The sequence below is a fragment of the Micromonospora sp. A202 genome (assembly GCF_006715105.1).
Lineage (GTDB): Bacteria > Actinomycetota > Actinomycetes > Mycobacteriales > Micromonosporaceae > Micromonospora > Micromonospora zamorensis.
In genome coordinates, this window is the sequence record NZ_VFMP01000001.1 from 3,454,367 (window position 1) to 3,477,845 (window position 23,479).

Genomic DNA, 23,479 nt, shown 5'->3' on the forward strand with positions numbered 1-23,479 from the left:
GGCACGGCGAAATGCCGTCAACAGACCAAGGGGGCGGGCCATGGCGACTCTGTCCGATGTGGCACGTCGCGCGGGCGTCTCCCCCGCCACCGCCTCCCGCGTCATCAACGGCAGCAGCAAGCCGGTCACCGACGAGCTGCGTGAGCGGGTGCTCGCCGCCGTCGCCGAGTTGCAGTACGTGCCGAACGCCCATGCCCAGCTGCTGGCCCGCTCGCACCGCAGCGCCGTGGGTGTGATCGTGCACGACGTCTCCGACCCGTACTTCGCCGAGATCACCCGTGGGCTGCAACGCGTCGCCACCGACCAGGGGCGGCTGCTGATGATCTGCAACAGCTACCGGGACCCGGACCGTGAGCTGGAGTACGTGGAGCTGCTGCGCGGTCACCAGGTGGCGGCACTGATCCTGGCCGGCTCCGGCTACCACGACGAGGCGTTCACCCGGCAGCTCAACGAGAAGCTCGCCGCGTACGAGGCCACCGGCGGGCGGGTGGCGGTGATCGGCCGGCACGAGCACTCCGGCGACGCGGTGATGCCGGACAACCGGACCGGCGGCTACCTCGCCGGGCGGGAGCTGTGCGGGCTGGGGCACCGGGCGATCGGGGTGGTCGCCGGCCCGCGGATCCTGACCACCACGACCGACCGGCTGGCCGGCCTCCGGCAGGCCCTCGCCGAGCAGGGCCGCGAGCTGCCGGAACGGCGCATCCGGTACGCGGAGTTCGACCGCGACGGCGGCGCGGAGGCCACCGCACGACTGCTCGACGCCGACCCGGAGCTGACCGCGATCGTGGCGCTCAACGACTCGATGGCCATTGGCGCGCTCGCCACCCTCCGCGCGCGCGGGCTGGCCGTCCCGCAGCAGATTTCCGTGGTGGGTTTCGACGACATGCCGATCGCCCGGGATGTGACCCCGGCGCTGACCACCGTGCGACTGCCGCTGGTCGACATGGGGGTGCGCGCGATGTCCCTGGTGCTGGGTGCCGGAGCGCCGGCACCACGGGTCGAGGTGCTCCCCGCCGAGCTGGTTCGCCGCGACACCGCCGGTCCCGCCCCGCGTTCCTCCCCCGCCACCGCCGCGTCGGCCCCGCGTGCCCGACGGGGTGACGCGGCGTCGTGACCGGCGCCAGCCCCACCCAGCGTGCCCTCCGGCCGGACGAGGTGGCGTACCTGCTCCGCGCCTCACTCGGGTCGCACGTCCAGGTCAGGGACTCCGGTCCACTGGACGGCGGCGGGTACGCGACCGTCTGGTGGGCGGTGCTCGACGACGACCGCCGGGTGGTGCTGAAGCTGGCCCCGCCGACCGGGACGCCGCTGCTGCGCTACGAGCGCGGGCTCTGCGCGGCCGAGGCCCGCTACTTCCACCTCGTCGCCGAGCGTGCGCCGCAGGTGCCGGTGCCCGAGGTGCTGCACCACGGCACCGACCCGGCGTACGGCGAGTGGTTGGTCACCGCGATGCTGCCCGGCCGGTCGCTGGTCGACCTGGTCGAGGGTGGTGTCGACGACGGCCCGGCGCGATACGACCTCGGGGTTGCCCTCGCCGCGTTGCACCAGGTCACCGGCGACCGGTTCGGGTACGACGACGACCGTCCCGGCGGGTCGACCTGGCGGGCCGCGTTCACGGCAATGCTCGATGCGCTGCTCGCCGACGCGACCGACTGGAACGTCCGGCTGCCGGTCACCCCGGCACGCCTGCACGCGCTGGTGCAGCGGCACGCCGCCGTGCTGGACGAGGTGCGCCGGCCGGCGTTGCTGCACTTCGACTGCTGGGACGGCAACGTGCTGGCCGCGCCCGACCCGGACGGCCGGTGGCGGCTGTGTGGCCTGGTGGACGGCGAACGGTTCCTCTTCGGCGATCCACTGCTGGACCTGGTCTCGCCACTGCTCTTCCGGCGTGTGGAGGAGGAACCGGAGCATCCCCTGCTGCGTGGCTACCAGGCCACCGCCGCCGAGCCGCTGCTGCTGGACGCCTCCGCGCGCCGCCGGTTGGGTCTCTACCGGCTGCACCTGTACCTGCTGATGACTGTGGAGATGCCCAGCCGCGGCATGACCGTTAGCACCCACGCGGGGCGTCATGCCCGGCTGGCAGGTCTGCTCGACGAGGAGCTCGCCGCGCTCGCCTCGGCCTGACGGCCGGCGCGGGTGGCGCCCGACGCGTGGTCGGACGCCACCCGCCCTCCGTCAGGGCAGGTCGATCGGGCGCAGCACCCGGTCCACCGAGTGCGCGATCTGCCGGTTGCCCTTGTTGACGTCGAAGGTGACGACGCGGGGGTCCCGGTCGTTGGTGTCGGCGTCGATCAGGCGCACCTGGCGGAAGAAGTACAGGTAGGTGCGCACGTCGACCTCGACGGTCGAGCCGAGCGCCGTGCTCAGGTCCGTGCCGTCGGCCCGGACCGCCGTCTTGCGATCGATGGTGGCGCCCGGCACCACGTGGTAGAGCAGCACCGATTCGACGGTGTCGATGCCCAGCCCGGCGACGGCGGAGAAGGCCGCGCTCTCGCTCGGCAGCTTCTTCGCCTCCGTGATCTCGCGTACCAACTGCTGGAAGGCCGCGTCGGTGGGGATGAACGCGGTCAGTGCGACAGTGCCGTCGGTGAGCACCTTGACCGGCGAGTTCGGCTTGGCCTCCAGCACGGCCAGCACGGCCGCGGTCAGCACGTCGAAGTCCCGCGAGTTGCGGTCGAAGCCGCTGGTGTCCTTCGTGAGCACAGCGGCGAGTGAGGTCGTGCCGAGCGGCTTGGCCTTGCCGGTCGCCTGAGCGGCCGGCACAGCGATGGCCGTGGTGGCCAGCGCGGTGGCCATGGCGCCCACCGCCATCCTGGCGGCGAGTCGTGCGATCTTCATCAGCGGGCCTTTCGTCGAAGCGTCGGATCCGTGACGTCTCGTCACGACCCATGCTTCGCACCGGGACCGCTGCTCGGATGCACCCGGGGATAACCGATTGTCCGGGGCACGTCGCGGGCTTAACCTCCCCCGGTGCTGATTCGGGAGTTCGTCGACCAGGACTGGTCGCAGGTGTGGCCGATCATCGAGGGGGTGATCGGGGCACAGGAGACCTTCACCTACGACCCGGCGATGACCGCCGAGCAGTCGTACGGCATGTGGGTCGAGGTGGCACCAGGTCGGACGGTCGTGGCGGTGGACGGCGAGCGGGTGCTCGGCACCGCGAAGATGGGCACCAACCGGCCCGGGCCGGGCGCGCACGTGTCGACCGCGAGCTTCATGGTCGCCGCCGACGCGCGGGGCCGGGGCGTGGGCACCGCGCTGTGCCGCGATGCCCTGACCTGGGCCCGCGAGCAGGGGTACGCCGGCATGCAGTTCAACGCAGTGGCGGAGAGCAATCGGTCGGCGGTGGAGTTGTACCGGCGGGAGGGCTTCGCGGTGGTCGGCACGGTGCCGGGCGCGTTCCGCCATCCCGCCCTCGGCCGGGTCGGGCTGCACGTCATGTACCAGGAGTTCTGAGAGGCCGAGTCTCGCGGACGCCCGAACGCGGCTGGCGGATGGGATGTGCTGCTCGGTGCCTGTAGAGCTGCCCCATTCGTGGGGCGGGATCTCCCGGTCGGCGGTCGCCTCGGTCCGCGCCCGGCGGGGGCGGCCCCCGGGCAGGCCACGACCATGAAGGCGGGCCGCGACCATGCGGCGGCTACGGGCGTGGCTGCCCCACTGACGGGGCAACTCGACAGGCACGGCGGGACATGTCGCCCGGAGCCACCGCCCAGGCCGAGTGCCGACTCACGCCGTCGAGGGATGCTCCGCCGGTGGCTGACCGACCCCGCCCCGCACGACTGCGGGAGGCGGACGACGCGGCTCGGAGCCGGCGCGGCGGACCGGACTGAAGAGGCCACCGACGGCTACCAGCAGGCACCCCGCTCCGGCCGCGAGCGTGACGGCCGCGACGCCGAACCGGGCGGCGGCCCAGGTCAGCACGACTGCGCCAGCCGGACCGAGCGCGTAGTGCGTGCTCCAGAACGCCGACGTGACCCGGCCGAGCAGGTGGTCAGGGGTGATCTCCTGGCGCAGCGACATCGAGCAGATGCCGCCGACGCTGAGGCAGCACAGGTACACGGCGGTCAGCGCGGTGACAGCGGGCACGCTCGTCGCGATGCCGACGCCCGCCACCGCGAACCCGCAGACGGCGTGGGCGCCGATCCACGTCGCGCCGAATCCGCGCCGTCGACGCAGCGGGGCCACCAGCAGCGCGCCGGCGACTGTGCCCAGCGCAGCCAGGCCGAGCACCGTGCCGACGGTGCCCTCGGAGCCGCCGAGGTCGTGGGTGACGTGGTAGATCAGCACGTCGACGAAGCCGTAGGTCAGGAAGATGAACAGCGACAGCAGGATGGTCAGCGCGCGTAGGACGGGCTGTCGCCACAGGAACCGCGCCCCGGCCAGGAACTCGACCAGCGGCCGCTCCCGGGCCACCGTCGCGGCGCCGTCGGCCTGCGCGGGCCGCAGTCGGATCATCCACAGTCCCGCCGCGGAGAGCGCGAAACTCGCCGCGTTGACGGCGATGGCGGTCGACGGGCCGAAGCGGGCCGACACCACGCCGGCGAGCAGCGGCCCGAGGACGGCCGCCGCCGCGTACGTCGCCTGCAATCGACCGTTGGCCTCGGTGAGCCGATCACGATCGACGAGGTTGCGGACCGCGGTGACGGCGGCGACCTGGAACACCATGCCGGCGGCCTCGCAGATCGGCAGCACGACGAAGAGCAGCCACACCTGCGGGCCCCCCAGCCACGCCAGCGGCACCAGGCCGTAGAGCACCAGGCGGGTCAGGTCTGCCACGATCATCAGCGTGCGGCGGTCGTACCGGTCGACCAACACCCCGCCGAAGATCCCGGCGGCGACGGACGCCGCGCCCGCGACGGCGGTGAGCAGGCCCATCTGCGCCACCGACCCGGTCGCCTGGAGCACCAGCAGCGGCACCGCCAGGTAAGCGAACGAGTCGCCGGCCGCCGAGAGCGACTGCGCGACCCAGTACGTGCCGAAGGTGCGGTCCCGCCACAGCGGAGGCCGGTCTGCGCCGGCAGGTCGGCTCATGCGGCCGAGGGTAGTACGCATCGCCGATCCGGTTGGCCCGCACATGCGGGCACGGCGACGGCCGCGGGAAGGATCCCGCGGCCGCCGCCGGAAAGCCCGAAACGGTCAGCCCTTGCGCAGCGGGGCGAGCGCGGAGCTCCAGGCGACCACCTGGTCGAGCGTGGTGGTCAGCGCGTCCTGCTGGAACTCGTTGGGCTTGAAGGTGCTGAAGTTCTCGAAGTCGGTGAAGAGCGACAGCGCGACCTGCGAGCGCACGTCGGCCATCTGAAGCTCACCGGAGATCAGACGCAGGTGCTCCACGGCACGCGCCCCGCCGACCGAGCCGTAGCTGACGAAGCCGACGGCCTTGTTGTTCCACTCGGCGTAGAGGAAGTCGATCGCGTTCTTCAGGGCGCCCGAGGTGGAGTGGTTGTACTCGGGGGTGACGATGATGAACCCGTCGTACGAGGCGATCGTCTCGGCCCAACGCAGCGTGTGCGGTTGGGAGTACTGACCCATCGAGGGCGGGTACGCCTCGTCGAGGTGCGGCAGCTGGTAGTCGAGCAGGTCGATCAGCTCGTACTCCGCGTCGGAGCGCTGCTTGGCGATCTCCAGCACCCAGCGGGCGACGGCTTCCCCGTTACGCCCCGGACGGGTGCTTCCGAGGATGATCCCGATCCTGGTCATGTGTGGTGCCCTTCCAGAGGTCCTTGCCTGACGGCCAGAACGCTAACCGATGCTTGATTGGTCAAGCAAATACTCTGGTTATGGTCGTAATCACACGGAGGGTAACCATTTGCTCAGTCAAACAAGTATGATATGAGGATGTCCAACCCCTCCGCGCCGACGCCGCAACCTCTCAACCTCGACGAGGAGGCCCTGGTCCGCGCTCTGGGCCAGGTGATGCACGTGTTGCCCCGTGCGATCGACGCAGACATGGTCGTTGACCGTCAGTTACCACTCACCGAGTACACCGCCCTGATGAACCTGTCGGAGGCACCGGACCGGCGGATGCGCATGCACGAGCTCGCGGCGCTGTGCCATCTCTCGCTCAGCGGCATGACCCGCACGATCATCCGGTTGGAGACGCAGGGGCTGGTCAAGCGGGAACGGTGCGAGGAGGACGCCCGCGGCTGGAACGCCGTCCTCACCGACGCCGGCTTCGCCCGACTCCAGGAGTCCTGGCCCAGTCACCTGGCCGCCGTACGCCGCCGGTTCCTCCAGCACTTCGAGGGCTTCGACCTGGCCCAGTTGGCCCGTGCGTTCCAGCGGGCCGGCACGGCGGAGCCGACCCGCTGAGAGCTCGTGGTCAGCGGGTCGGCGCGTGGGCCGCCAGCGGGTTGACGAGGGTGCCGACGAACTGGAGAGCCGCCGACGGGTCGGCCAGATCGACCATCTGCTGGTTGTTGCGTAGCTGGAGCCGGTTGAGGCAGGACAACGTGAACTCCGGGGCGAACAGGTCGTAGTGGCGGACCCGCTCGGCCAGGTGCGGCACCCGGTCGAAGTAGTCGGCCGCGCAGGCCGCGACCGTACGCCAGAAGTCGTCCTCGGCGAGCACGCCGGCCTCGACCAGGACCGCGTTGAGGTGACGCAGGAAGCAGTCCACCACGTCGGTGAAGATGGTCAGCAGCTTGGTGTCGTCGGGCACGTCGACCCGGATCCGCTCCACCTCGGCGGGCAGCTCGACGTCGGCGCTCATCACCGCGATCTCCTCGGCGATGTCCTTGAAGATCACCCGCTCGACCGTGTCGTGCTCGTCGAGGACCAGGATGACGTTCTCGCCGTGCGGCATGAACGCCAGGTCGTGAGCGTAGAAGCTGTGCAGCAGCGGGGTCAGGTAGGCGTCCAGGTAGCGACGCAGCCAGACCTCGGGCGCCAACCCGGACCGGGCGATCAGCGCCGCCGCCAGCGAGCCGCCGTCGTTGTCCACGTGCAGCAGCGCGGCCATGGTGGACAGTCGCTGCCCCGGCGCCAGGTCGGGCACCGGGCTCTCGCGCCACAGGGCGGCCAACATCTTCCGGTACGGGGAGGTGCGGTCGGTCGCCGCCTCGTACTGCCGGTGCCGGTAACCCACAGCGGCCCGTTCCCGGATCACGGTCAGGCCGGTGCCGGCCAGCACCTCGTCCTGCGCGATCAGGTCGGCCAGCCAGTCGTTGATCGCCGGGGTGGCCGCCATGTACGCGGCCGACAACCCCCGCATGAAGCCCATGTTCAGCACCGACAGCGCCGTCTTCACGTAGTGCCGGCTCGGCTCGCTCACGTTGAAGAAGGTGCGGATGGACTGCTGGGCGAGGTACGCGTCCGGCCCGGGGCCGAGGTGCACCAGCCGACGTTCGGCCAGCTCCCCGGCGAAGGTGACCGCCAGCTTGTTCCACCACTGCCACGGGTGCGCCGGGATCAGGTGGTAGTCGGCGAGGTCGAGGCCCAGGTCGGCCATCGTGGCCGCGAACCGGGCCCGGGTCTGCGCGTCCAGCTCGCTCTCGATCAGCGCGTCGTAGTCGAGGTCGGCGGCGCTGCTGAACGTCGAGTGGTCCCGGTGCGCGGCGAGCCACTCCAGGCGTACCGCCTCGGCGGTCTCCGGGGCGTAGCGGTGGTACTCGTCGACGCCGAAGCCGAGGCGGCCGTTGTTGGCCACGAAGCAGGGGTGGCCCTCGGTCATCGACGTCTCGATGGTCTGGAAATCCGCAGTGGCCAGCTCTGCGGCGGCGGGCATGGCCTTGGCCAGCTTGTACGCGGTGCCCGCCAGCGTCGAGGTGATCTCCTCCAGGTAGACCGGGAGCACCCGCGCGGAGAGCCCGAGGGTGCCGCGCAGCTCGACGATGAAATCCACCGCGTCGGGTGGCAGCGGCGTGCCGTCGCGGTGCCGGGTGATGCTGTCGGCGTCGATCTGCCAGTGCGCCAGGGCGAGCACCCGCGCGGCGAAGCGGTAGGTGACAGTGCCGTCGTCGCTGCGAACCTCGTAGAACTGCCGGTCGTCGGGGCCCGGCACGGGCTCCGGTGCGAGCAGTCGTTCGTGGGTGAACTCGGCGAGCGCCTTGCGGACCAGCAGCCGGTTGGCCCGGGCCCAGCGCTGCGGGGTGAGGTGCCCGACCGGGTCTCCGGAAGCGGCGTGCCCGGCGGCGGGCGTCTGGGTGGGAACGGCGGTGGCGGTCACGCCGGGGCTCCTTCGGTTCGGGCGGCGGCGGGGCGGTCGGCGGCGGCGAAGTCGGCGGCCTGGAACTGGGCTCGGGTGCAGACGCTGAGCAGCGCGTCCTTCTCGGGCTTGGCGATCGGGCCGACGACCTCGAAGCCGACGGCGGCGTTCAGCGCGTGCACGGCCGTGTTGCGGACGTCCGGCTCGACCACCACCCGCCTGGTCGCGGGGTCGTCGAAGAGCCACGCCATGACGGTGCCGAGGACCGCCCGGGTGAAGCCGTGCACCGGAGTGCCGACGGGCGCGCAGAGGAAGTGCATGCCCACGTCACCGGGCTGGTGGTCGTAGAGGCCGGCCAGCTCGACGTGGGCCGGGTCGTAGCGCTCGGCGAGGAAGGCGGGACTCCCCCGCCACAACCCGAGGTACGCGTCGTGGTGCAGGTGTTCGGCGATCCGCTGGTACTCCTCGGTCACCCGGGCCAGGTCGGCGTCCTGCATCAGCCAGAACGCCGCCTTCGGGTGGGTCACCCAGGTGTGCAGCAGCGCGGCGTCGGTGTCCAGATCGAGCGCACGCAGGGCGAACTCGCCGAGCCGATCGTCGGAGCGGGCGAAGACGACGCTCACGACGTCACCCCGAACTCCTGGAAGGTGATGCTCTTCTCGATCGGGTAGTACTCCCGGCCGAGCAGCTCACGGATGATCCAGGAGTTGCGGTAGGGGCCCATGCCCAGGTCCGGCGAGGTGATGCTGTGCGTGTGGGTGCCCGCGTTCTGCAGGAAGATGCCCCGCCCGCTGTGGTCGATGCTGTAGTTGCGGGCCACGTCGAACCGGCCGTGCCCGTCCCAGCGGATCCGGTCACGCACCGGCGCGAGGAACTCCGGCACCCGGTAGTGGTAGCCGGTCGCCAGCACCAACCCCTCGGTACGCACTGTGAAGTCCCGCTCCTGCTCCACCTGACGCAGTCCGAGCGTGTACACCCCGTCCTGGTGGTCGGCCCCGACCAGCTCAGTGTTGGTGAGCAGGCGGGTGTTCACCGGTCCGTCGACGGTGTGCGCGTACAACAGGTCGAAGATCTCGTTGATCAGATCCGCGTTGATCCCCTTGAACAGGCCCTTCTGCTCGGTCTCCAGCCGGTAGCGGGTCGCCTCGGGCAGCGCGTGGAAGTAGTCCACGTAGTCCGGTGAGGTCATCTCCAGCGTCAGCTTGGTGTATTCGAGCGGGAAGAACCGCGGCGAACGGGTCACCCAGTTGAGCTGGTAGCCGTACCGGCCGATGTCACCGAGCAGGTCGTGGTAGATCTCGGCGGCGCTCTGCCCACTGCCCACCACTGTGATGCTGCGCTTGGTGCGCAGCGCCGCCCGGTGCTCCAGGTAACGGGAGTTGTGCACGGCGTCCCCGGGCAGCGCGGCGACGGCGTCGGGCAGGTACGGCGGGGTGCCGGTGCCGAGCACCAGGTGCCGGGCCACGTACTCGACGGTCTCTCCGGTGCCGGTGCTGGCCCGCACCACGTACCGGTCGTCGGCGGAGTCGTACTCCACAGTGGTCACGGTCTGACCGAAGCGCACGTTCGGCAGCTTCGCCGCCGCCCACCGGCAGTACGCGTCGTACTCGCTGCGCAGCGGGTAGAAGCTCTCCCGGATGTAGAACGGGTAGAGCCGGCCGATCTCCTTGAGGTAGTTGAGGAAGGAGTACGGCGACGTCGGGTCGGCGAGGCTGACCAGGTCGGCGATGAACGGGGTCTGCAGGCGCGCCGACTCCAGCAGCATGCCGGGGTGCCAGGCGAGGCTCGGGCGGGCCTCCAGGAACACCCCGTCCAGCTCGTCGATCGGCGCCGTGAGGCAGGCCAGGCCCAGGTTGTACGGGCCCAGCCCGATAGCGATGAAGTCGTGGGTGGACATCCGGCCCTCCAGGCCCAGATTGGAGTTCATCGGCGTCAGCCGACGAGGCAGGTCGATCGGCATCAGCCGACGTGGCAGGTCAGGTCGGCGGTGACGTGGTCGTGCACGTAGCGGCCGGCGTGGGTGGCGATCAGGTCGAGGACGTAACCGACGTCTTCGACTGTGGTCGCCGGGTTGAGCAGGGTGAACTTCAAGAAGTGCCGGCCGTCGACCCGGGTCCCGGCGACCACGGCGAGGCCGGACGCCGCGAGGGCCTCCCGGGCGTGCAGGTTGGCCGCGTCGGCCAGGTCCCGGCCGGGGCCGGTGGGCAGGTAGCGGAAGACCACAGTGCTCAGCTCGGAGCGGGTCACCACCTCGAAGCGGGGGTCCTCGCTGACCAACTGCCAGGCGTCGGCGGCCCGGTCGACCACCTCGTCGAAGAGCGCGCCGAGCGCGTGCGGGCCCATCACCCGCAGTGTCAGCCAGAGCTTCAGCGCGTCGAAGCGGCGGGTGGTCTGCAGGCTCTTGTCGACCTGGTTGGGGATGCGCTGCTCCACCATCCGGGCCGGGTTGAGGTAGTCGGCGTGGTAGGTGGCGTGCCGCAGCACCCCCCGGTCGCGGACCAGCAGCGCGCTGGAGCTGACCGGCTGGAAGAACGACTTGTGGAAGTCGACGGTCACCGAGTCGGCCCGTTCGATGCCGTCGAGCAGGTGCCGGCGCGTCGGCGAGATCAGCAGACCGCAGCCGTACGCGGCGTCCACGTGCAGCCAGACACCGGTCGCCGCACAGATCCCGGCGAGCTCCGTCAACGGGTCGATGGAGCCGAAGTCGGTGGTGCCGGCGGTGGCGACGACCGCCATCACCACCAGCCCGGCCTGCCGGCAGCGCTCGATCTCCTCGCGGACGGCGGACGCCCGGATCCGTCGCCGGGCGTCGGTGGGCACCGCGATCACGGCGTCCGGGGCGAGGCCGAGCAGTTTGGCCGACTTCTGCACGCTGAAGTGACCGGCCGCGGAGGTGAGCACCCGCAGTCGGGGCAGCAGCTCCGCGCGGGCCGCCGGGCCGACCGCGTCGACGCACGCCTCCTCGCGGGCCAGCAGCAGCGCCTGGAGGTTGGACTGGCTGCCGCCGCTGGTGAAGACGCCGTCCGCGCTGGGACCGAGGCCGATCCGCTCGGCGGTCCAGTCGATCAGGCGCCGCTCGATGAGGGTCGCCCCGGCGCTCTGGTCCCAGGTGTCCAGGGACGAGTTCACGGCGGTGAGCACCGCCTCGCCGAGCAGCGCCGGGATGGCCACCGGGCAGTTGAGGTGGGCGAGGTAGCGGGGGTGGTGGAACCAGACGGCGTCGCGCAGGTAGACGTCCTCCAGCTCGTCCAGCGCGGCGCCGGCGTCGCCCAACGGCCGGTCCAGGTCCACCCGGTCGACCAGGGGGGCCAGCTCGGCGGGCGTGATCCCGGTGACGGGACGGTCCACTGTGGCCACCCGGCGGGCGACGCGGTCGACGCCGTCGGCGATCGCCCGCCGGTACTGCTCGACCGAGCCGTCGTGCAACAGTTGGGCCCGCGCGGCGGCGGGCGCCGGTGACGGCGCGGTGTTCTCGACGGGGTACGTCGGCACTGTCACTCGAAGTCCTTCCACGTTCTGGACGAGGGCAGCCGGAACCTCCCCGGCGCGGCGGTGCGCCTCGGGGTGGTGCTGCCTTTCTGATGGGTTCGCCACTCAGGCAGTGGCGCCGACCAGCGCCTCGGCGCGCAGGTCCTCTTCCGAGAGCCCACAGCGCCAGTAGCCGGCGAAGGTCACCCGCCGACGGTCGAAGCCGCGCTCGCCGTCAGGTCCGCACCGCCGAAGGTCACCCGGACCAGCGAGGCTCCGACCCGACGCCCGTACGACGTGCGCGGCGAAGAAGCGGTACTGGAGGGCGATCGGTTCGACGGTGCTCGTACTCATGGCGTCAGCTGACCTTCTTCGCGTTCCGGATGGCGGTGGCGAGGTTTTCCAGCAGCGGCGCGGAGCCGGCGTACGAGAAGCGGGGCACAGCGTCCCAGGCGGTGACCTGGTTGGCCTTGACCGCCGGCAGTTGCTGCCAGGTCGGCTTGGCGGCGAGGTCCTTGGGCTGGAGGGCGGTGCTGCGGTTGTCCAGCAGGATCAAATCGGCCGGGAACTTGCCGGTGTTCTCCCAGCTCAGCGCCTCGAAGTAGTCGCCGGATTCGAGCTTGTTGGGCACCACGATGTCGACGCCCAACTCGGCGAAGTACATCAGGTCGGTGCTGACCTTCGGGTTGGAGACGTAGAACAGGTCGGGGCTGCCGGAGCAGGCCATCACCTTGATGCCGGGGTTGGCCTTGACCGCCTGCCGGACCGCCTCGGCGGCGGCGTCGAAGCGGGTCTTCGCGTCGGTGACCTTCTTCGCGGACAGGTCCGCGCCGAGCGACTCGGCCAGCGCGGCGTAGCGCTCGATCGGCTTGGTCATCGGCACCCGGGCGGTGGTGATCGCCACACTGGGCGCGAGCGGGAGGATCTTGCTCTTGCTCTCGTCCGGCACGTACCAGAGGGCGTCCGGGTCGTACATGTGGGTGACCAGCAGCTCGGGGCGCAGCGCCGCGTACTTCTCCAGGCTGAACTCGCCCCACACGTTGCCGAGGATCTCGACGCCCTCGACGTTCAGGTCGCCGGCCTGGGGGTCGGCACTGCCGTCGGCTCGTTTGGTTTCACCGAACACTCCGACGAGCTGCTTGTCGAGACCGAAATCGATCAGTGCCGCCGCCACGCCGGTGAAGGCCACGACGCGGGTTGGGCGGGCTGCGGCATCGACCTTCGTACCGCGGTCGTCGGTGAACGACCAGGGACCACTTCCGTTGCCGGCGGCGGGCTTCGCGGTGTCGTCCTTGCCGCAGGCGGCGAGCAGGGTGGCCAACGTGGCGGCACCACCGGCGGCCAGCAGGCCACGGCGGGAGAGGCGACGTGCGGACAGGGCATCGGTCATGGTGTTGTCTTTCGATCAAGGGTCTGGCCGGGCTCGACCAGGGCAGCGGGGTTAGGTTAGCCTAACCTCGGTCATTGTCAACAGCGGTCCGCCGTGCCACCACAACTCCGGAGCCCACACTGGACGCCACAGCTACCGTCACCGAGGCGACACCGTCGGTGACGGACAGGAAATCGGCCGGCCCCCCGGCTCGGCGCGGTGCGCGGACGGCCCGCGCCGCCGGCCTCGTCGCCGCCGTGGCGCTGCTCGGGGTGATCGTGGTGCTCAGCATCGCGGTCGGAGCGAAAGCCCTACCGCTCGCCGACGTCTGGTCCGGGTTGCTGCACCGCGACGCCACCGAGTACGCCGTGGTACACCGGATGCGCCTGCCGCGTACCCTGCTCGGCCTGCTTGCCGGCGCCGCGCTCGGCGTGGCCGGCGCGGTCATGCAGGCCCTCACCCGCAACCCCCTCGCCGACCCCGGGCTGCTCGGTATCAACGCCGGCGCGTCCGCGGCCGTCGCCACCGCCGCCGCGTTCCTGGGCGTCACCGCCATCGGCGGGTACGTCTGGTTCGCGCTGTTCGGCGCGGCGGTGGTGACCGCACTCGTCTACGCCGTCGGCGGCGGGCGTGGGGCCACCCCGGCCCGCCTCGCGCTGGCCGGCGCGGCGCTCAACGCCACCCTCTACTCGTACGTGAGCGCGGTGATGCTGCTGGACACGGCCTCGCTGGACCGGCTGCGGTTCTGGACGGTCGGCTCGCTGGCCAGCGCGGACTCCGCGACGGTGACCCGGGTGCTGCCATTCATCCTGGTCGGCCTCCTGGTCGCGCTCGGCGCCGCCCGACCGCTGAACGCCCTCGCGCTCGGCGACGACGCCGCACGGGCACTGGGTGCCCGACCCGGGCTGATCCGCGCCGCCGTGATCGTGGCGGTCACGCTGCTCTGCGGCGCCGCGACCGCCGCCTGCGGCCCGATCGTCTTCGTCGGGCTGCTGGTGCCCCACCTGGTACGCGCCCTGACCGGCCCGGACCTGCGCTGGCTGCTGCCGTACTGCGCGGTGCTCGCGCCCGCCCTGCTGCTCGGCGCCGACGTGCTCGGCCGGGTGCTGGGCCGACCCGGAGAACTCCAGGTCGGCATGGTGACCGCCGTGCTGGGCGGCCCGCTCTTCCTGTGGCTGGTCACCCGCGCGAAGGTGGCCCACCCGTGACAGTTCTTCGTACGCCGGGTGGGTTGTCGGTGCGGTTCCGTCCCCGCGCGATGGCCATCGGTCTCGGCGCGGCAGTGCTCGCGGCCGGGTTGGGCCTGGTCGCCCTGGGCAGTGGTGACTATCCGATGGGCCCGACCCAAGTGCTGCGCACCCTCGTGGGCGGCGGCACGCCGGCGGAGCAGTTCATCGTGCACGAGCTGCGACTGCCCCGACTGGTCACCGCCCTGCTGGTCGGGGCGGCGCTGTCGCTGGCCGGCACGGTGTTCCAGTCGCTGGTCCGTAACCCGCTGGGCAGCCCGGACATCCTCGGCTTCACCCAGGGCGCGTCGGCCGGCGCGCTGGTCGTGATCGTGCTCGGTGGCAGCAGCCTGGCGCTGGCCGGCGCCGCGGTCGTCGGCGGCCTCGCCACCGGCCTGGTGATCTACGCGCTCGCCTGGCGACGCGGGGTGCACGGGTTCCGGCTCATCCTGGTCGGCATCGGCATCTCCGCGATCCTGACCGGCGTCAACGGCTACCTGCTGACCCGGGCACCGCTGATGGACGCCGCCCGCGCGGTGCTCTGGCTCACCGGCAGCCTGGACGGGCGGGGCTGGGCCAACGCCGGGCCGCTGCTCGTCGTCCTGGTCGTGCTGGCGCCCGTGGTGCTCATCGGATGCGGCACAGCGCTGCGGATGATGGAGTTGGGGGACGACACGGCCAGCGCCCTGGGCGTGCCGGTGCGCCGGCTGCGCCTGGTGCTGCTCGCGGCGGCGGTGCTGCTGGTCTCGTTCGCGGCGGCCGCCGCCGGGCCGGTGTCGTTCGTCGCGCTGGTCGCGCCGCACGTGACGAAGCGGCTGACCCGGGCGCCCGGCCCGAACCTGCTGCCGTCGATGGCCGTCGGTGCGGCGCTGCTGGTCGGCGCCGACCTGGTGGCCCAGCGCGCGTTTCCCGGGCACCAGCTTCCGGTCGGTGTGGTGACCGGAGTGATCGGCGGCGGCTATCTGGTCTGGCTGCTGGCGATGGAACGCCGGGCGGGCCGGCTGTGAACACCCGCGACGCCCTCGAAGGAGCACCCATGCACCCCGGCAGTTCCCGGCTCGGCGGCACCGCGCTGACCCTCGCCTACGACCAGCGCACCATCACCGAGAACCTGACCGTCGCGGTACCCGACAACTCGTTCACGGTGATCATCGGGCCGAACGCGTGTGGCAAGTCGACGCTGCTGCGCGCGCTGTCCCGGATGCTGCGCCCGAGCGCCGGCACCGTGCTGCTCGACGGGCGGGACATCCACGACCTGCCGGCCCGCAAGGTGGCCCGCACTCTCGGTCTGCTCCCCCAGTCGTCGATCGCGCCGGACGGGATCACCGCCGCCGAGTTGGTCGCCCGGGGTCGCTACCCCCACCAGGGGCTGCTGCGGCAGTGGTCGCGCGAGGACGAACGGGTGGTCGAGGAGTCGATGGCCGCGACCGGTGTCGACGACCTCGCCGACCGGTCGGTGGACGAGTTGTCCGGCGGGCAACGGCAGCGGGTGTGGATCGCCATGGCGCTGGCCCAGCAGACCCCGCTGCTGCTGCTCGACGAGCCGACCACGTACCTCGACATCGCCCACCAGATCGAGATCCTGGACCTCTGTGCCCGGTTGCACGAGGAGCAGGGGCGCACGCTGGTCGCGGTGCTGCACGACCTGAACCACGCGGCCCGCTACGCCACGCATCTGATCGCCATGCGCGACGGGCGCGTGGTGGCCGCCGGGGAACCGTCGTCGGTGGTCACCGCCGACCTGGTGGCGGAGGTGTTCGGGCTGCCCTGCCGGGTCATCGACGACCCGGAGACCGGCACCCCGCTGGTCGTGCCGGCGGCCCGGCGGCGTGCCACCACCCTCGCCCCGGAGCCGGCGTGAGCGAGCGCAGCGAGCGAACCAGCGAGCACAGCAGCGAGCAGACCGGCGTGCTCGGCGGCGCCCGGCGTTTCCGTGACCCGTGGGGCGTGCCGCACCTGCGGGCCGGCGACCCGCTCGCGCTGGCGGCGGCGCAGGGCCGGGTGACCGCGTACGACCGGGCCTGGCAGATCGAGGTGGAACGGCACCGCGCCCAGGGCACCAGCGCCGCCTTCCTCGGCGTCGACGCGCTCGACTGGGACCGGTTCGCCCGGCAGGTCCGGCTCGACGACACCGCACGCCGCTGCCACGCGGCGCTCGACCCGGCGACCGCCGAGTGGGTGGGCGCGTACGTGGCCGGGGTCAACGACGGTCTCGCCGCCGGGGCGGCCCGCGCGCCGGAGTTCGCCGCCACCGGGCTGACACCGGGCCGGTGGGAGCCGTGGACGCCGCTCGGGGTCTGGTTGGGCCACCACATCCTGTTCGCGGGCTTCCCCGGCAAGCTCTGGCGGGAGCACGTGGCGCAGCGGCTCGGTCCGGAGGCGGTGGACGTGTTCGCCACTGACGGGCCGTCCGTCGCCGGCAGCAACGGTTGGCTGCTCGCCGCCGAACGCACCGGCACCGGCGCCGCGCTGCTCGCCGGGGATCCGCACCGGTTCTTCGAGGATCCGGGCGTCTACCAGCAGATCCGGCTGGCCTGCCCGGAGTACGACGTGGTCGGGCTGGCGGTGCCCGGTGTGCCGGGCATCGCGCACTTCGGGCACACCGGGGCGGTGGCCTGGGCGATCACCAACGCGATGGCCGACTACCAGGACCTGTACACCGAGCGGCTGCGCCGGGACGGCGGACAGGTGCAGGCGCTCGGCCCGGACGGTTGGCGGCCCGCGCACTCCCACCTGGAGACGATCGAGGTGGCCGGAGCGCATCCGGTCGAGGTCGAGGTGGTGGAGACCGATCGAGGTCCGGTGATCGTCGGCGGGCCGGACGACGAGACGGCCATCAGCCTGCGCTACCCGCCCCGGGTCCGCGCGGAGCTGGGCTTCGCGACGCTGCCGGAGTTGCTGCGCGCCCGCACCGTGACCGATGTGGACCACGCGCTGCGGCACTGGGTCGAGCCGGTCAACGTGGTGCAGGCCGCGGACACCGCCGGGGGGCTGTTGCACCGGGTCGCCGGCGCGGTGCCGGTGCGGCATCCGGACAACGGTCGGCGGGTGGTCCCCGGGTGGGACGCCGAGCACGCCTGGCAGGGCTGGTACGCGCCGATGCCCCGGGCCACGGTGGTCGGCCGGGCGGTGATGGCCAACGAGCGAGGGTTGGCGGCACCGCTCGGGGTCGAGTTCGCCCCGCCGCACCGGGCGCACCGGATCGCCGAGCTGCTCGACGCCGGTCACGACTGGACTGCCGACGGGCTGGCCGAGGTGCACACCGACACGTACCTGGGCTCGGCCGAGCCCCTGCTGGCGGTGCTGGAAGGGCTGACCGGGCTCGACCCGGCCACCGCCGCGCTGCGTGAACGGCTTCGACACTGGGACCGGCGGATGGCCGCCGACAGCACCGACGCGGCGCGGTTCGCCGTCCTGCGGGCCGCTGTCGTACGTCGGATCGCCGCCCATCCGGCGCTGGCCGCGCTGGCGGAGCCGCCCGCGTACCCGGAGGTGTTCGCGCCCTGGTTGGCGCTGACGCCGCGCGTCGGTTACGCGCTGGAGCACCTGCTCGGCGCGGCGCCGCTGCCCGGCGTGGACGTGGCAGCGCTGGTGCGTGCGGCGGCCGAGGAGGTCGCCGGCGCGGCGGAAGACCCGGTGCGCTGGGGCGATCTGCACCGGCTGGCGGCGTGGCGGGCGTTGCCCGACCCGGACCCCGGGCCGGGCCCCCGACTCGACGGCGATCACGACTGTGTGCTGGCCACCTCCAGCGTGCCCGGGGTCACCCACTGGTGCTTCCGGGGGCCGACGGCGCGCTTCGTCTGGGACCTGGCCCGACGCGAGGACAGCCGTTGGGTGGTCCCGCTGGGCACCTGCGGGGTGGCCGGCGACGCACACCACGACGACCAGAGTGCCGCCTGGCTGTCCGGGGAGCTGCTGCCGGTGATCACCGAATGGGATCAGCTCGCCGAGGAGCGGGACGCCCACGATCGGAACGCGGACCGGCCGCTGCCCGGGATGCGCCAGGCAGCGGCCGATCTCGGTGGCGTCAGCGCAGGCCGAACGCCCGGCTGAACGCTGCCATGGCGCAAACCCGCCATCGCCGGCTCACCTCGCGGGCACGCCGAGGGTGGTCAGCTCGGCCAACCGGTCCAGCTGCTCCGGGTCGGACAGGGCGGAACCGACCGCCACCACCCGTACGCCGGCTTGCAGGAACGCGCCGGCGTTGCCCGCGTCCAGGCCGCCGGTCGCGACGAACCGCAGCTGCGGCAGCGGACCGGCGACGGCCTTGAACCAGGCGGGCCCGAGAGAGACCGCGGGAAACGCCTTGAGCCAGGTGAGGCCGTGCCGCAGCGCCTGCTGGGCCTCGGTGGGGGTGGCCACACCCGGCAGGTGCGGCAGGCCACGCGCGGCGGCGGCGTCGGCGACCGCGAGGTCCAGGCCGGGCGCGACGGTGAACGCGGCACCCGCGTCGGCCGAGGCGGCGACCTGCTCGACGTCGAGCACGGTGCCCGCGCCGACGATCCGCCCGCGCTCGGTGCCCGCCTGGACGGCGGCGCGCAGGGCCGGCACCGCCTCGGGGGTGGCCACCGGAACCTCCACCACGTCGATGCCGAGGTCCCAGGCCCGCTCAGCGAGCCGGACCGTCTCGGCGACCGGCAGGCCGCGCAGGATGGCCATCACCCGGGCGCCGCCGAAGATATGGTCGAAATCCGCTGTGGTCATGGTCCACTCCATCCGAGATCGCGGTGAGTCTGTTGGCTGCTGGCCCGATCGGAAACCGACCACTCAGACCCGCGCTGGCGCGCCGGTCAGATCGAGCGGCGACCAGGCCTCGTCAGGGGCGGCGAGCAGCCTCTCGAACCAGGCCCACGGCGGGACCGGGGCGTTGTCGCCGCTGCTGGTCAACGCCTGCGCCGCGACCAGGTGGCCGAGGCGCAACCGCCGCACGGGATCCAGGTCGCGCAGCAGCCCGGCCAGGTAGCCGGCGGCGAAGGCGTCGCCGGCGCCGACCGGCTCCACCACGGCCACCCGGGGAGCGGGCACGAAGACCGGCTCGGCGTCACGGCACATCGCTGTGGCACCGACCGCGCCGTCCTTGACCACCAGCGTCTCCGGGTCGGGCAACAACCGGCGTACGGCCAGCGGGTCGGTGGTGCCCCACAGCGTCTCCGCCTCGTCCTGGCCAACGAAGACCAGGTCGCAGCGGTTGGCGAGGTCACGCAGCACCGGCGCGGCCTGCTCGGCGGGCCACAGCCGGGACCGGTGGTTGACGTCGAAGCTGACCAGCGACCCCGCCAGCGGGCGGTCGGTCACCGCGTGCTCGACCAACGCCCGGCAGGACGCGGAGAGCGCCGGGGTGATGCCGGACAGGTGCAGCACACGGGCGCCGGCCAGCCCCGGGTCGGCCAGCGTCTCCGGGGCCATCCGGGAGGCCGCCGACCCGGCCCGGTAGTAGTGCACGGCGGTGCCCTCCGGGCCCGGGTCCTTGACGTACAGACCGGTGGGGGCGGCCGGGTCCACGACGACCTGGTCGACCCGGACGCCAGCGGCGGCGACGTGCCGGACGACGGCCCGACCGAAGGGGTCGTCGCCGACCCGGCTCACCCAGGTCGCCCAGTGCCCCAGTCGGGCCAGGTAACCGGCCACGTTGGACTCCGCGCCGCCCACCGAGACGGCGACCCGTTCGGCGTGCTCCAGCGGCTCACCCGGCGCGGGGCAGAGCACCACCATCGTCTCGCCGACCGCGACCACCTCGACCGGCGCAAGGCCGCCCGGGACGGACGCCAGGTCAGCTCGGTGGTCGGTCGGCATGAGCGCACACGTCCTCGCGGCGGGAGTCCTTGGCGCCGCCGAGCCTATGGTGTCCCGCGTGAGCCGGGCAACCCGGTGCCGAGGGTCAGGGCAACGTCAGCCCGTACGCGGCCAGCACCTCCGCGATCGGCTGGTAGTAGGTGGTGCCGCCGGAGGTGCAGTTGCCGCTGCCGCCGGAGAGGATGCCGAGGATGGCGCCGGTGGAGGCCACGTAGAGCGGTCCGCCGCTGTCCCCCGGCTCGGCGCAGATGTTGGTGCGGATCAGGCCGTAGATCACCCCGTTGGAGTAGTTGACAGTCTGGTTCAGACCGGTGACGGTGCCGCACCGCACCCCGGTGGTCACACCGCTGCGACACACCGCCTGACCGACGTACGCGTTGCCGGGACCGTTGATGGGCAGCAGTCCGGGGTAGGTGTAGACCGCGCTCGGATGCGCGATCCGGCCGGTGTAGCGGATCAGCCCGTAGTCGTTGCCGGGGAAACTGGTGGCGGTGCGGGTGCCCAGCACTGTGGTCTGGGCGCTGTCGGCGTACCAGGTGCTGGCGGTGGTGGTGCAGTGCCCGGCGGTGATGACGTAGTAGGTGCTGCCGCTGCGCACGTTCGCTCCGAGCGAGCAGCGACCGCCGCCACCGCCGTAGATGCCCTGCCCGGCGGCGATCAGGGTGCGCAGGGTTCCGGGTTCGCGGCGCAGCAGCGCGCCGGCCCGGTCGGCTGTCGCCCGCAGCGCCCTCAGCTCGGCGGGGGTCACGGTGTCGTCGACGGTGAGGGTCATCCGCCCGGTGGCGGGGTCGACGCCCCAGGCGGTGCCGGCGGTGCGTACCCCGGCCAACACGGCCGCCGGATCGGCGGCGGGCGCGGCGGCCCGGTCGGGGACGGCGGCCTGCGCCGCGCCGGGTGCGACGACCAGGAGGACGGTCAGGACGAGGGCGACGAGCGGGGAGCGGCGCATCCAAGCCTCCGTAGAGATCGAAATAGATGGATGTCGTTCAGCATCGCCCGGCGTCCGACGCGGTGGCAACCTTCGGCCGTCCCCTTCCCCGACCCGCGAGAATCGCCGATCCGGGGACGGGCCGCGCCGACGCCGCCGATAATCCTCGGGAGACGGCGGGAGGCCGGGCATGACCACCGGAGGCACCGCGGCACTGGTACGCCGTCGGGACGGGTCGACCCGGGCGACGCTGCTGGAGTTGCTCTTCGACGTGGTCTTCGTGGCCGCGCTCGCGCAGACCTCGAAGCTCCTCGCCGATCAGGAATCCTGGGCGCGCAGCGCTGCGGTGTTGCTGATGCTGACGGCGATCTGGTGGACGTGGTCGGTCACCTCCACCACGACCGAGTTCTACGACCCGCAGCAACGCCCCATCCAGGCCATTCTCATGGTGGCCATGGTCGGATCGGTGGGGATGGCGGCCTCGCTGCCGATGGTCGCCGGTGGACAGGCCATGGCCTTCGCGCTCGCCTACGTCGGCACCCACGTGGTGCGCGGCATCGTCCTGGTCAGCACGTTGTACCGACAGCATCACCCCTCGGCCATGGCGCGAGCCACCCGGTTCCTGTTCTGGTTCCTGGTGTCCGGCGTCCTCTGGATCGTCGGGGCGCTGGCCGACACCGCGCGGTGGTGGATCTGGACCACCGCGATCGCCATCGACCTGCTCTCCGCAGCGGCGCGCTACCCCACACCGCGGCTCGGCCGGGTGCCTCTCGACCAGTACGACCGGACCACCGCGCACCTGGGCGAGCGGTACCAGCAGTTCGTCATCCTGGCCCTCGGCGACATCATCCTGGTGCCCACCCTGGAGCTCAGCCGCAGCGAGTTCGACCGCCTCAGAATCACCGCCCTGCTCTGCGCGTTCGTCATCATGCTGCTGCTGTGGCAGATCTATGTCTATCGGGCCGGCGAGTTGCTCGAAACCGCGGCCGCGTCAGTGCCCGGCCGGTCCACCCGGATCGCTCCATACACCCATCTGGTGCTGCTGGTCGGCGTGGCGGTCACGGCGGCCTCCTTCGACCTGGTCGTCGACCGGCCGGCCGGAACGACACCGGTGCGGTGGCTGATGCTGATCATCGGCGGACCGCTGTTGTTCGTGCTCGGCCGGGCACTGTTCACCTATCTGTTGTCCGCTCGCGTGCCGTGGCGGCGAGTGATGTGGCAACTGCTGCCGCTGCTGCTGCTGCCCTGGGCCGGCGGCTGGCCACCGGTGCTGGTCACCGCGATCGTGGCCCTGGGGCTGGCCGGGCACGTCCTGGTCCCCACCGGCGACGGCCGGGAGACCAGGCGGGGGCTCGGACCACGAGAGGCCGCCGGATGACCTCCGCCGGTCAGGCGATGTGTCGGCCGGCCCACTCGGCGAGGTCCCGGGCACACGCGTCCACCGACTCCTTCCAGGTCCGGGCCGCGCCCTCCCCCGCCTCGTCGCTGACCTGCTTGACCACTCGGCACGGCACACCGGCCTGCGCGGCGGCCCACGCCACCGCGTACCCCTCCATGTCGACCAGGTCGGCGCGCTGCGCCAACCGGTCCCGGGCGTCGTCGTCGGCCACGAACGTGTCACCGGTGGCCAGCACCGCGCCCTCGGTGGCCAGCGACAGTGGCGCTCCGTAGGTCTCGCCGGTGAGCGTCCGCAGCAGGTCGGTGTCCAGGTCGTGCTGGAGCACTGTGGCGACCTCGTGGATGCCGGCCCACCCGGGGCGCAACGCCCCGGCCGTGCCCAGGTTGAGCAGCAGGCGCGGTCGTGGCCCGGCGGCCAGCACCGCCGCCACCGCGCTGGCGGCGTTCACCTTGCCCATGCCGGTGAGCAGCACCGGCAGGTCGGGCGGCAGGTAGCGGGCCTCCTCCCCGACGGCGAGCACCACCAGCGGACGATCGGCGCGGACCGTACCCCGAAGATTCACCGGAGCATCGTACGAGCCGGCTCCTCGACCACCAACCGCACCCAGCCACCGCTCAGCGGGGACGCATCGCACGTTCAGCCGGGTGCGGCAGGCTGAACCGGCGAGCAACCGGGCGACGGCGGTCCGGTCCGCCGACGGAGAGGTGACGACGGTGTACGACGGACAGGAGTTCCTCCGTGACAACCGCTGGTGCCTGAGCCGGCGCGGTCTGCTGACCGGGGCGGGCGCCCTCGGCGCCGCCGGGCTGCTGAGCGCCTGCGGCGCCGGTGACAGCCCGACGGGCGGTACGGCGTCCGCTGCGCCCGGCACGGTGCTGGCCCGCACCGGGGACGTTCCGGTCGGTGGCGGCACGGTTGCCGGGGGCGTGCTGGTCGTCCAGCCGGAGGCCGGCGCCTTCAAGGCCTACGACGCGACCTGCCCGCACCAGGGCGTCCGCGTCGGCGCACCCCGCGACGGGGTGATCACCTGCCCCGCGCACAACTCGACCTTCTCCGCCGGCGACGGTGCCCGACTGGGCGGCCCCGCCACGAAGGGCCTGACGGAGATACCGGTCCGCGTCGACGGCACGACCATCGTGCGCGCCTGACGCGC

Annotated in this window: 23 protein-coding genes; 10 read left to right on the top strand and 13 right to left on the bottom strand. The window is 72.4% G+C overall.

Features of this window, described 5'->3' with window-relative positions; translation table 11 throughout:
- The first annotated feature begins 40 nt into the window (after positions 1-40).
- The gene (locus FBZ33_RS16175) at positions 41-1,114 is read left to right on the top strand and encodes a LacI family DNA-binding transcriptional regulator (RefSeq protein ID WP_141909691.1); all 1,074 of its coding nucleotides are present in this window, start codon (positions 41-43) and stop codon (positions 1,112-1,114) included.
- Complete coding sequence (locus tag FBZ33_RS16180; RefSeq protein ID WP_141909692.1) at positions 1,111-2,124, top strand: phosphotransferase family protein; 1,014 nt, start codon at positions 1,111-1,113, stop codon at positions 2,122-2,124. The genes FBZ33_RS16175 and FBZ33_RS16180 overlap by 4 nt, the downstream gene beginning before the upstream one ends.
- Before the next feature lie 51 nt (positions 2,125-2,175).
- On the opposite strand, the gene FBZ33_RS16185 is transcribed toward FBZ33_RS16180, so the two are convergent.
- Positions 2,176-2,838 (bottom strand): fasciclin domain-containing protein, encoded by a 663-nt coding sequence (locus tag FBZ33_RS16185; RefSeq protein ID WP_141909693.1) that lies wholly within the window; start codon positions 2,836-2,838, stop codon positions 2,176-2,178.
- Between the two features lie 132 nt (positions 2,839-2,970).
- Between FBZ33_RS16185 and FBZ33_RS16190 the strand changes: the two genes are divergently transcribed.
- The gene (locus FBZ33_RS16190) at positions 2,971-3,456 is read left to right on the top strand and encodes a GNAT family N-acetyltransferase (protein ID WP_088948515.1); all 486 of its coding nucleotides are present in this window, start codon (positions 2,971-2,973) and stop codon (positions 3,454-3,456) included.
- Between the two features lie 270 nt (positions 3,457-3,726).
- Here FBZ33_RS16190 and FBZ33_RS16195 read toward each other — a convergent pair whose 3' ends face one another.
- On the bottom strand, positions 3,727-5,031 hold the full coding sequence (locus tag FBZ33_RS16195; protein ID WP_141909694.1) for an MFS transporter: 1,305 nt from the start codon (positions 5,029-5,031) through the stop codon (positions 3,727-3,729).
- A gap of 105 nt (positions 5,032-5,136) precedes the next feature.
- Positions 5,137-5,697, bottom strand: a complete 561-nt coding sequence (locus FBZ33_RS16200) for an NADPH-dependent FMN reductase (RefSeq protein WP_141909695.1) — start codon at positions 5,695-5,697, stop codon at positions 5,137-5,139.
- A 138-nt stretch (positions 5,698-5,835) separates the two neighbouring features.
- On the opposite strand from FBZ33_RS16200, the gene FBZ33_RS16205 reads away from it, so the two are divergent.
- Positions 5,836-6,309 (top strand): MarR family winged helix-turn-helix transcriptional regulator, encoded by a 474-nt coding sequence (locus FBZ33_RS16205; RefSeq protein WP_141909696.1) that lies wholly within the window; start codon positions 5,836-5,838, stop codon positions 6,307-6,309.
- A gap of 10 nt (positions 6,310-6,319) precedes the next feature.
- On the opposite strand, the gene FBZ33_RS16210 is transcribed toward FBZ33_RS16205, so the two are convergent.
- The 6 genes from FBZ33_RS16210 to FBZ33_RS16235 form a co-directional block, all read right to left on the bottom strand.
- The gene (locus FBZ33_RS16210; RefSeq protein ID WP_141909697.1) at positions 6,320-8,164 is read right to left on the bottom strand and encodes an IucA/IucC family siderophore biosynthesis protein; all 1,845 of its coding nucleotides are present in this window, start codon (positions 8,162-8,164) and stop codon (positions 6,320-6,322) included.
- Entirely contained in the window at positions 8,161-8,766 is a 606-nt protein-coding gene (locus tag FBZ33_RS16215) for a GNAT family N-acetyltransferase (RefSeq protein WP_141909698.1), read from the bottom strand. The genes FBZ33_RS16210 and FBZ33_RS16215 overlap by 4 nt, the downstream gene beginning before the upstream one ends.
- On the bottom strand, positions 8,763-10,040 hold the full coding sequence (locus tag FBZ33_RS16220; RefSeq protein WP_141912719.1) for a lysine N(6)-hydroxylase/L-ornithine N(5)-oxygenase family protein: 1,278 nt from the start codon (positions 10,038-10,040) through the stop codon (positions 8,763-8,765). Before FBZ33_RS16220 ends, FBZ33_RS16215 begins: the two co-directional genes overlap by 4 nt.
- A gap of 62 nt (positions 10,041-10,102) precedes the next feature.
- On the bottom strand, positions 10,103-11,641 hold the full coding sequence (locus FBZ33_RS16225) for an aspartate aminotransferase family protein (RefSeq protein ID WP_099854185.1): 1,539 nt from the start codon (positions 11,639-11,641) through the stop codon (positions 10,103-10,105).
- 96 nt (positions 11,642-11,737) lie between these two features.
- Positions 11,738-11,965: a hypothetical protein gene (locus FBZ33_RS33070; protein ID WP_221629472.1), complete on the bottom strand. Its 228-nt coding sequence runs from the start codon at positions 11,963-11,965 to the stop codon at positions 11,738-11,740.
- Positions 11,966-11,969: 4 nt separating this feature from the next.
- Positions 11,970-13,001, bottom strand: a complete 1,032-nt coding sequence (locus FBZ33_RS16235) for an ABC transporter substrate-binding protein (protein WP_141909699.1) — start codon at positions 12,999-13,001, stop codon at positions 11,970-11,972.
- Positions 13,002-13,237: 236 nt separating this feature from the next.
- On the opposite strand from FBZ33_RS16235, the gene FBZ33_RS16240 reads away from it, so the two are divergent.
- From FBZ33_RS16240 to FBZ33_RS16255, 4 genes are read left to right on the top strand one after another with little or no spacing between them, the layout of a single operon-like run.
- A complete protein-coding gene (locus tag FBZ33_RS16240; protein WP_141912721.1) occupies positions 13,238-14,188 on the top strand; it encodes an iron chelate uptake ABC transporter family permease subunit in 951 nt (316 codons plus the stop codon).
- Complete coding sequence (locus FBZ33_RS16245) at positions 14,185-15,213, top strand: iron chelate uptake ABC transporter family permease subunit (protein WP_141909700.1); 1,029 nt, start codon at positions 14,185-14,187, stop codon at positions 15,211-15,213. Before FBZ33_RS16240 ends, FBZ33_RS16245 begins: the two co-directional genes overlap by 4 nt.
- A gap of 29 nt (positions 15,214-15,242) precedes the next feature.
- The gene (locus tag FBZ33_RS16250; RefSeq protein WP_141909701.1) at positions 15,243-16,067 is read left to right on the top strand and encodes an ABC transporter ATP-binding protein; all 825 of its coding nucleotides are present in this window, start codon (positions 15,243-15,245) and stop codon (positions 16,065-16,067) included.
- Positions 16,068-16,114: 47 nt separating this feature from the next.
- Complete coding sequence (locus FBZ33_RS16255) at positions 16,115-18,259, top strand: penicillin acylase family protein (RefSeq protein WP_141912722.1); 2,145 nt, start codon at positions 16,115-16,117, stop codon at positions 18,257-18,259.
- A 33-nt stretch (positions 18,260-18,292) separates the two neighbouring features.
- Here FBZ33_RS16255 and FBZ33_RS16260 read toward each other — a convergent pair whose 3' ends face one another.
- The 3 genes from FBZ33_RS16260 to FBZ33_RS16270 all read right to left on the bottom strand — a co-directional run bounded on the left by FBZ33_RS16260 (position 18,293) and on the right by FBZ33_RS16270 (position 20,948).
- Positions 18,293-18,910: a bifunctional 4-hydroxy-2-oxoglutarate aldolase/2-dehydro-3-deoxy-phosphogluconate aldolase gene (locus tag FBZ33_RS16260; RefSeq protein WP_141909702.1), complete on the bottom strand. Its 618-nt coding sequence runs from the start codon at positions 18,908-18,910 to the stop codon at positions 18,293-18,295.
- Positions 18,911-18,973: 63 nt separating this feature from the next.
- Positions 18,974-19,999 (bottom strand): sugar kinase, encoded by a 1,026-nt coding sequence (locus tag FBZ33_RS16265; protein ID WP_141909703.1) that lies wholly within the window; start codon positions 19,997-19,999, stop codon positions 18,974-18,976.
- Positions 20,000-20,084: 85 nt separating this feature from the next.
- Positions 20,085-20,948, bottom strand: coding sequence for a S1 family peptidase (locus FBZ33_RS16270; RefSeq protein WP_141909704.1), 864 nt, complete (start codon positions 20,946-20,948; stop codon positions 20,085-20,087).
- Between the two features lie 169 nt (positions 20,949-21,117).
- On the opposite strand from FBZ33_RS16270, the gene FBZ33_RS16275 reads away from it, so the two are divergent.
- Entirely contained in the window at positions 21,118-22,305 is a 1,188-nt protein-coding gene (locus tag FBZ33_RS16275; RefSeq protein WP_141909705.1) for a low temperature requirement protein A, read from the top strand.
- A 10-nt stretch (positions 22,306-22,315) separates the two neighbouring features.
- Here the strand turns inward: FBZ33_RS16275 and FBZ33_RS16280 are convergent, their stop codons facing one another.
- A complete protein-coding gene (locus FBZ33_RS16280) occupies positions 22,316-22,888 on the bottom strand; it encodes a nucleosidase (RefSeq protein ID WP_088948530.1) in 573 nt (190 codons plus the stop codon).
- Positions 22,889-22,970: 82 nt separating this feature from the next.
- Here FBZ33_RS16280 and FBZ33_RS16285 point away from each other — a divergent pair, with 82 nt between their 5' ends.
- On the top strand, positions 22,971-23,474 hold the full coding sequence (locus FBZ33_RS16285) for a Rieske (2Fe-2S) protein (RefSeq protein WP_255508895.1): 504 nt from the start codon (positions 22,971-22,973) through the stop codon (positions 23,472-23,474).
- Positions 23,475-23,479: the final 5 nt, after the last annotated feature.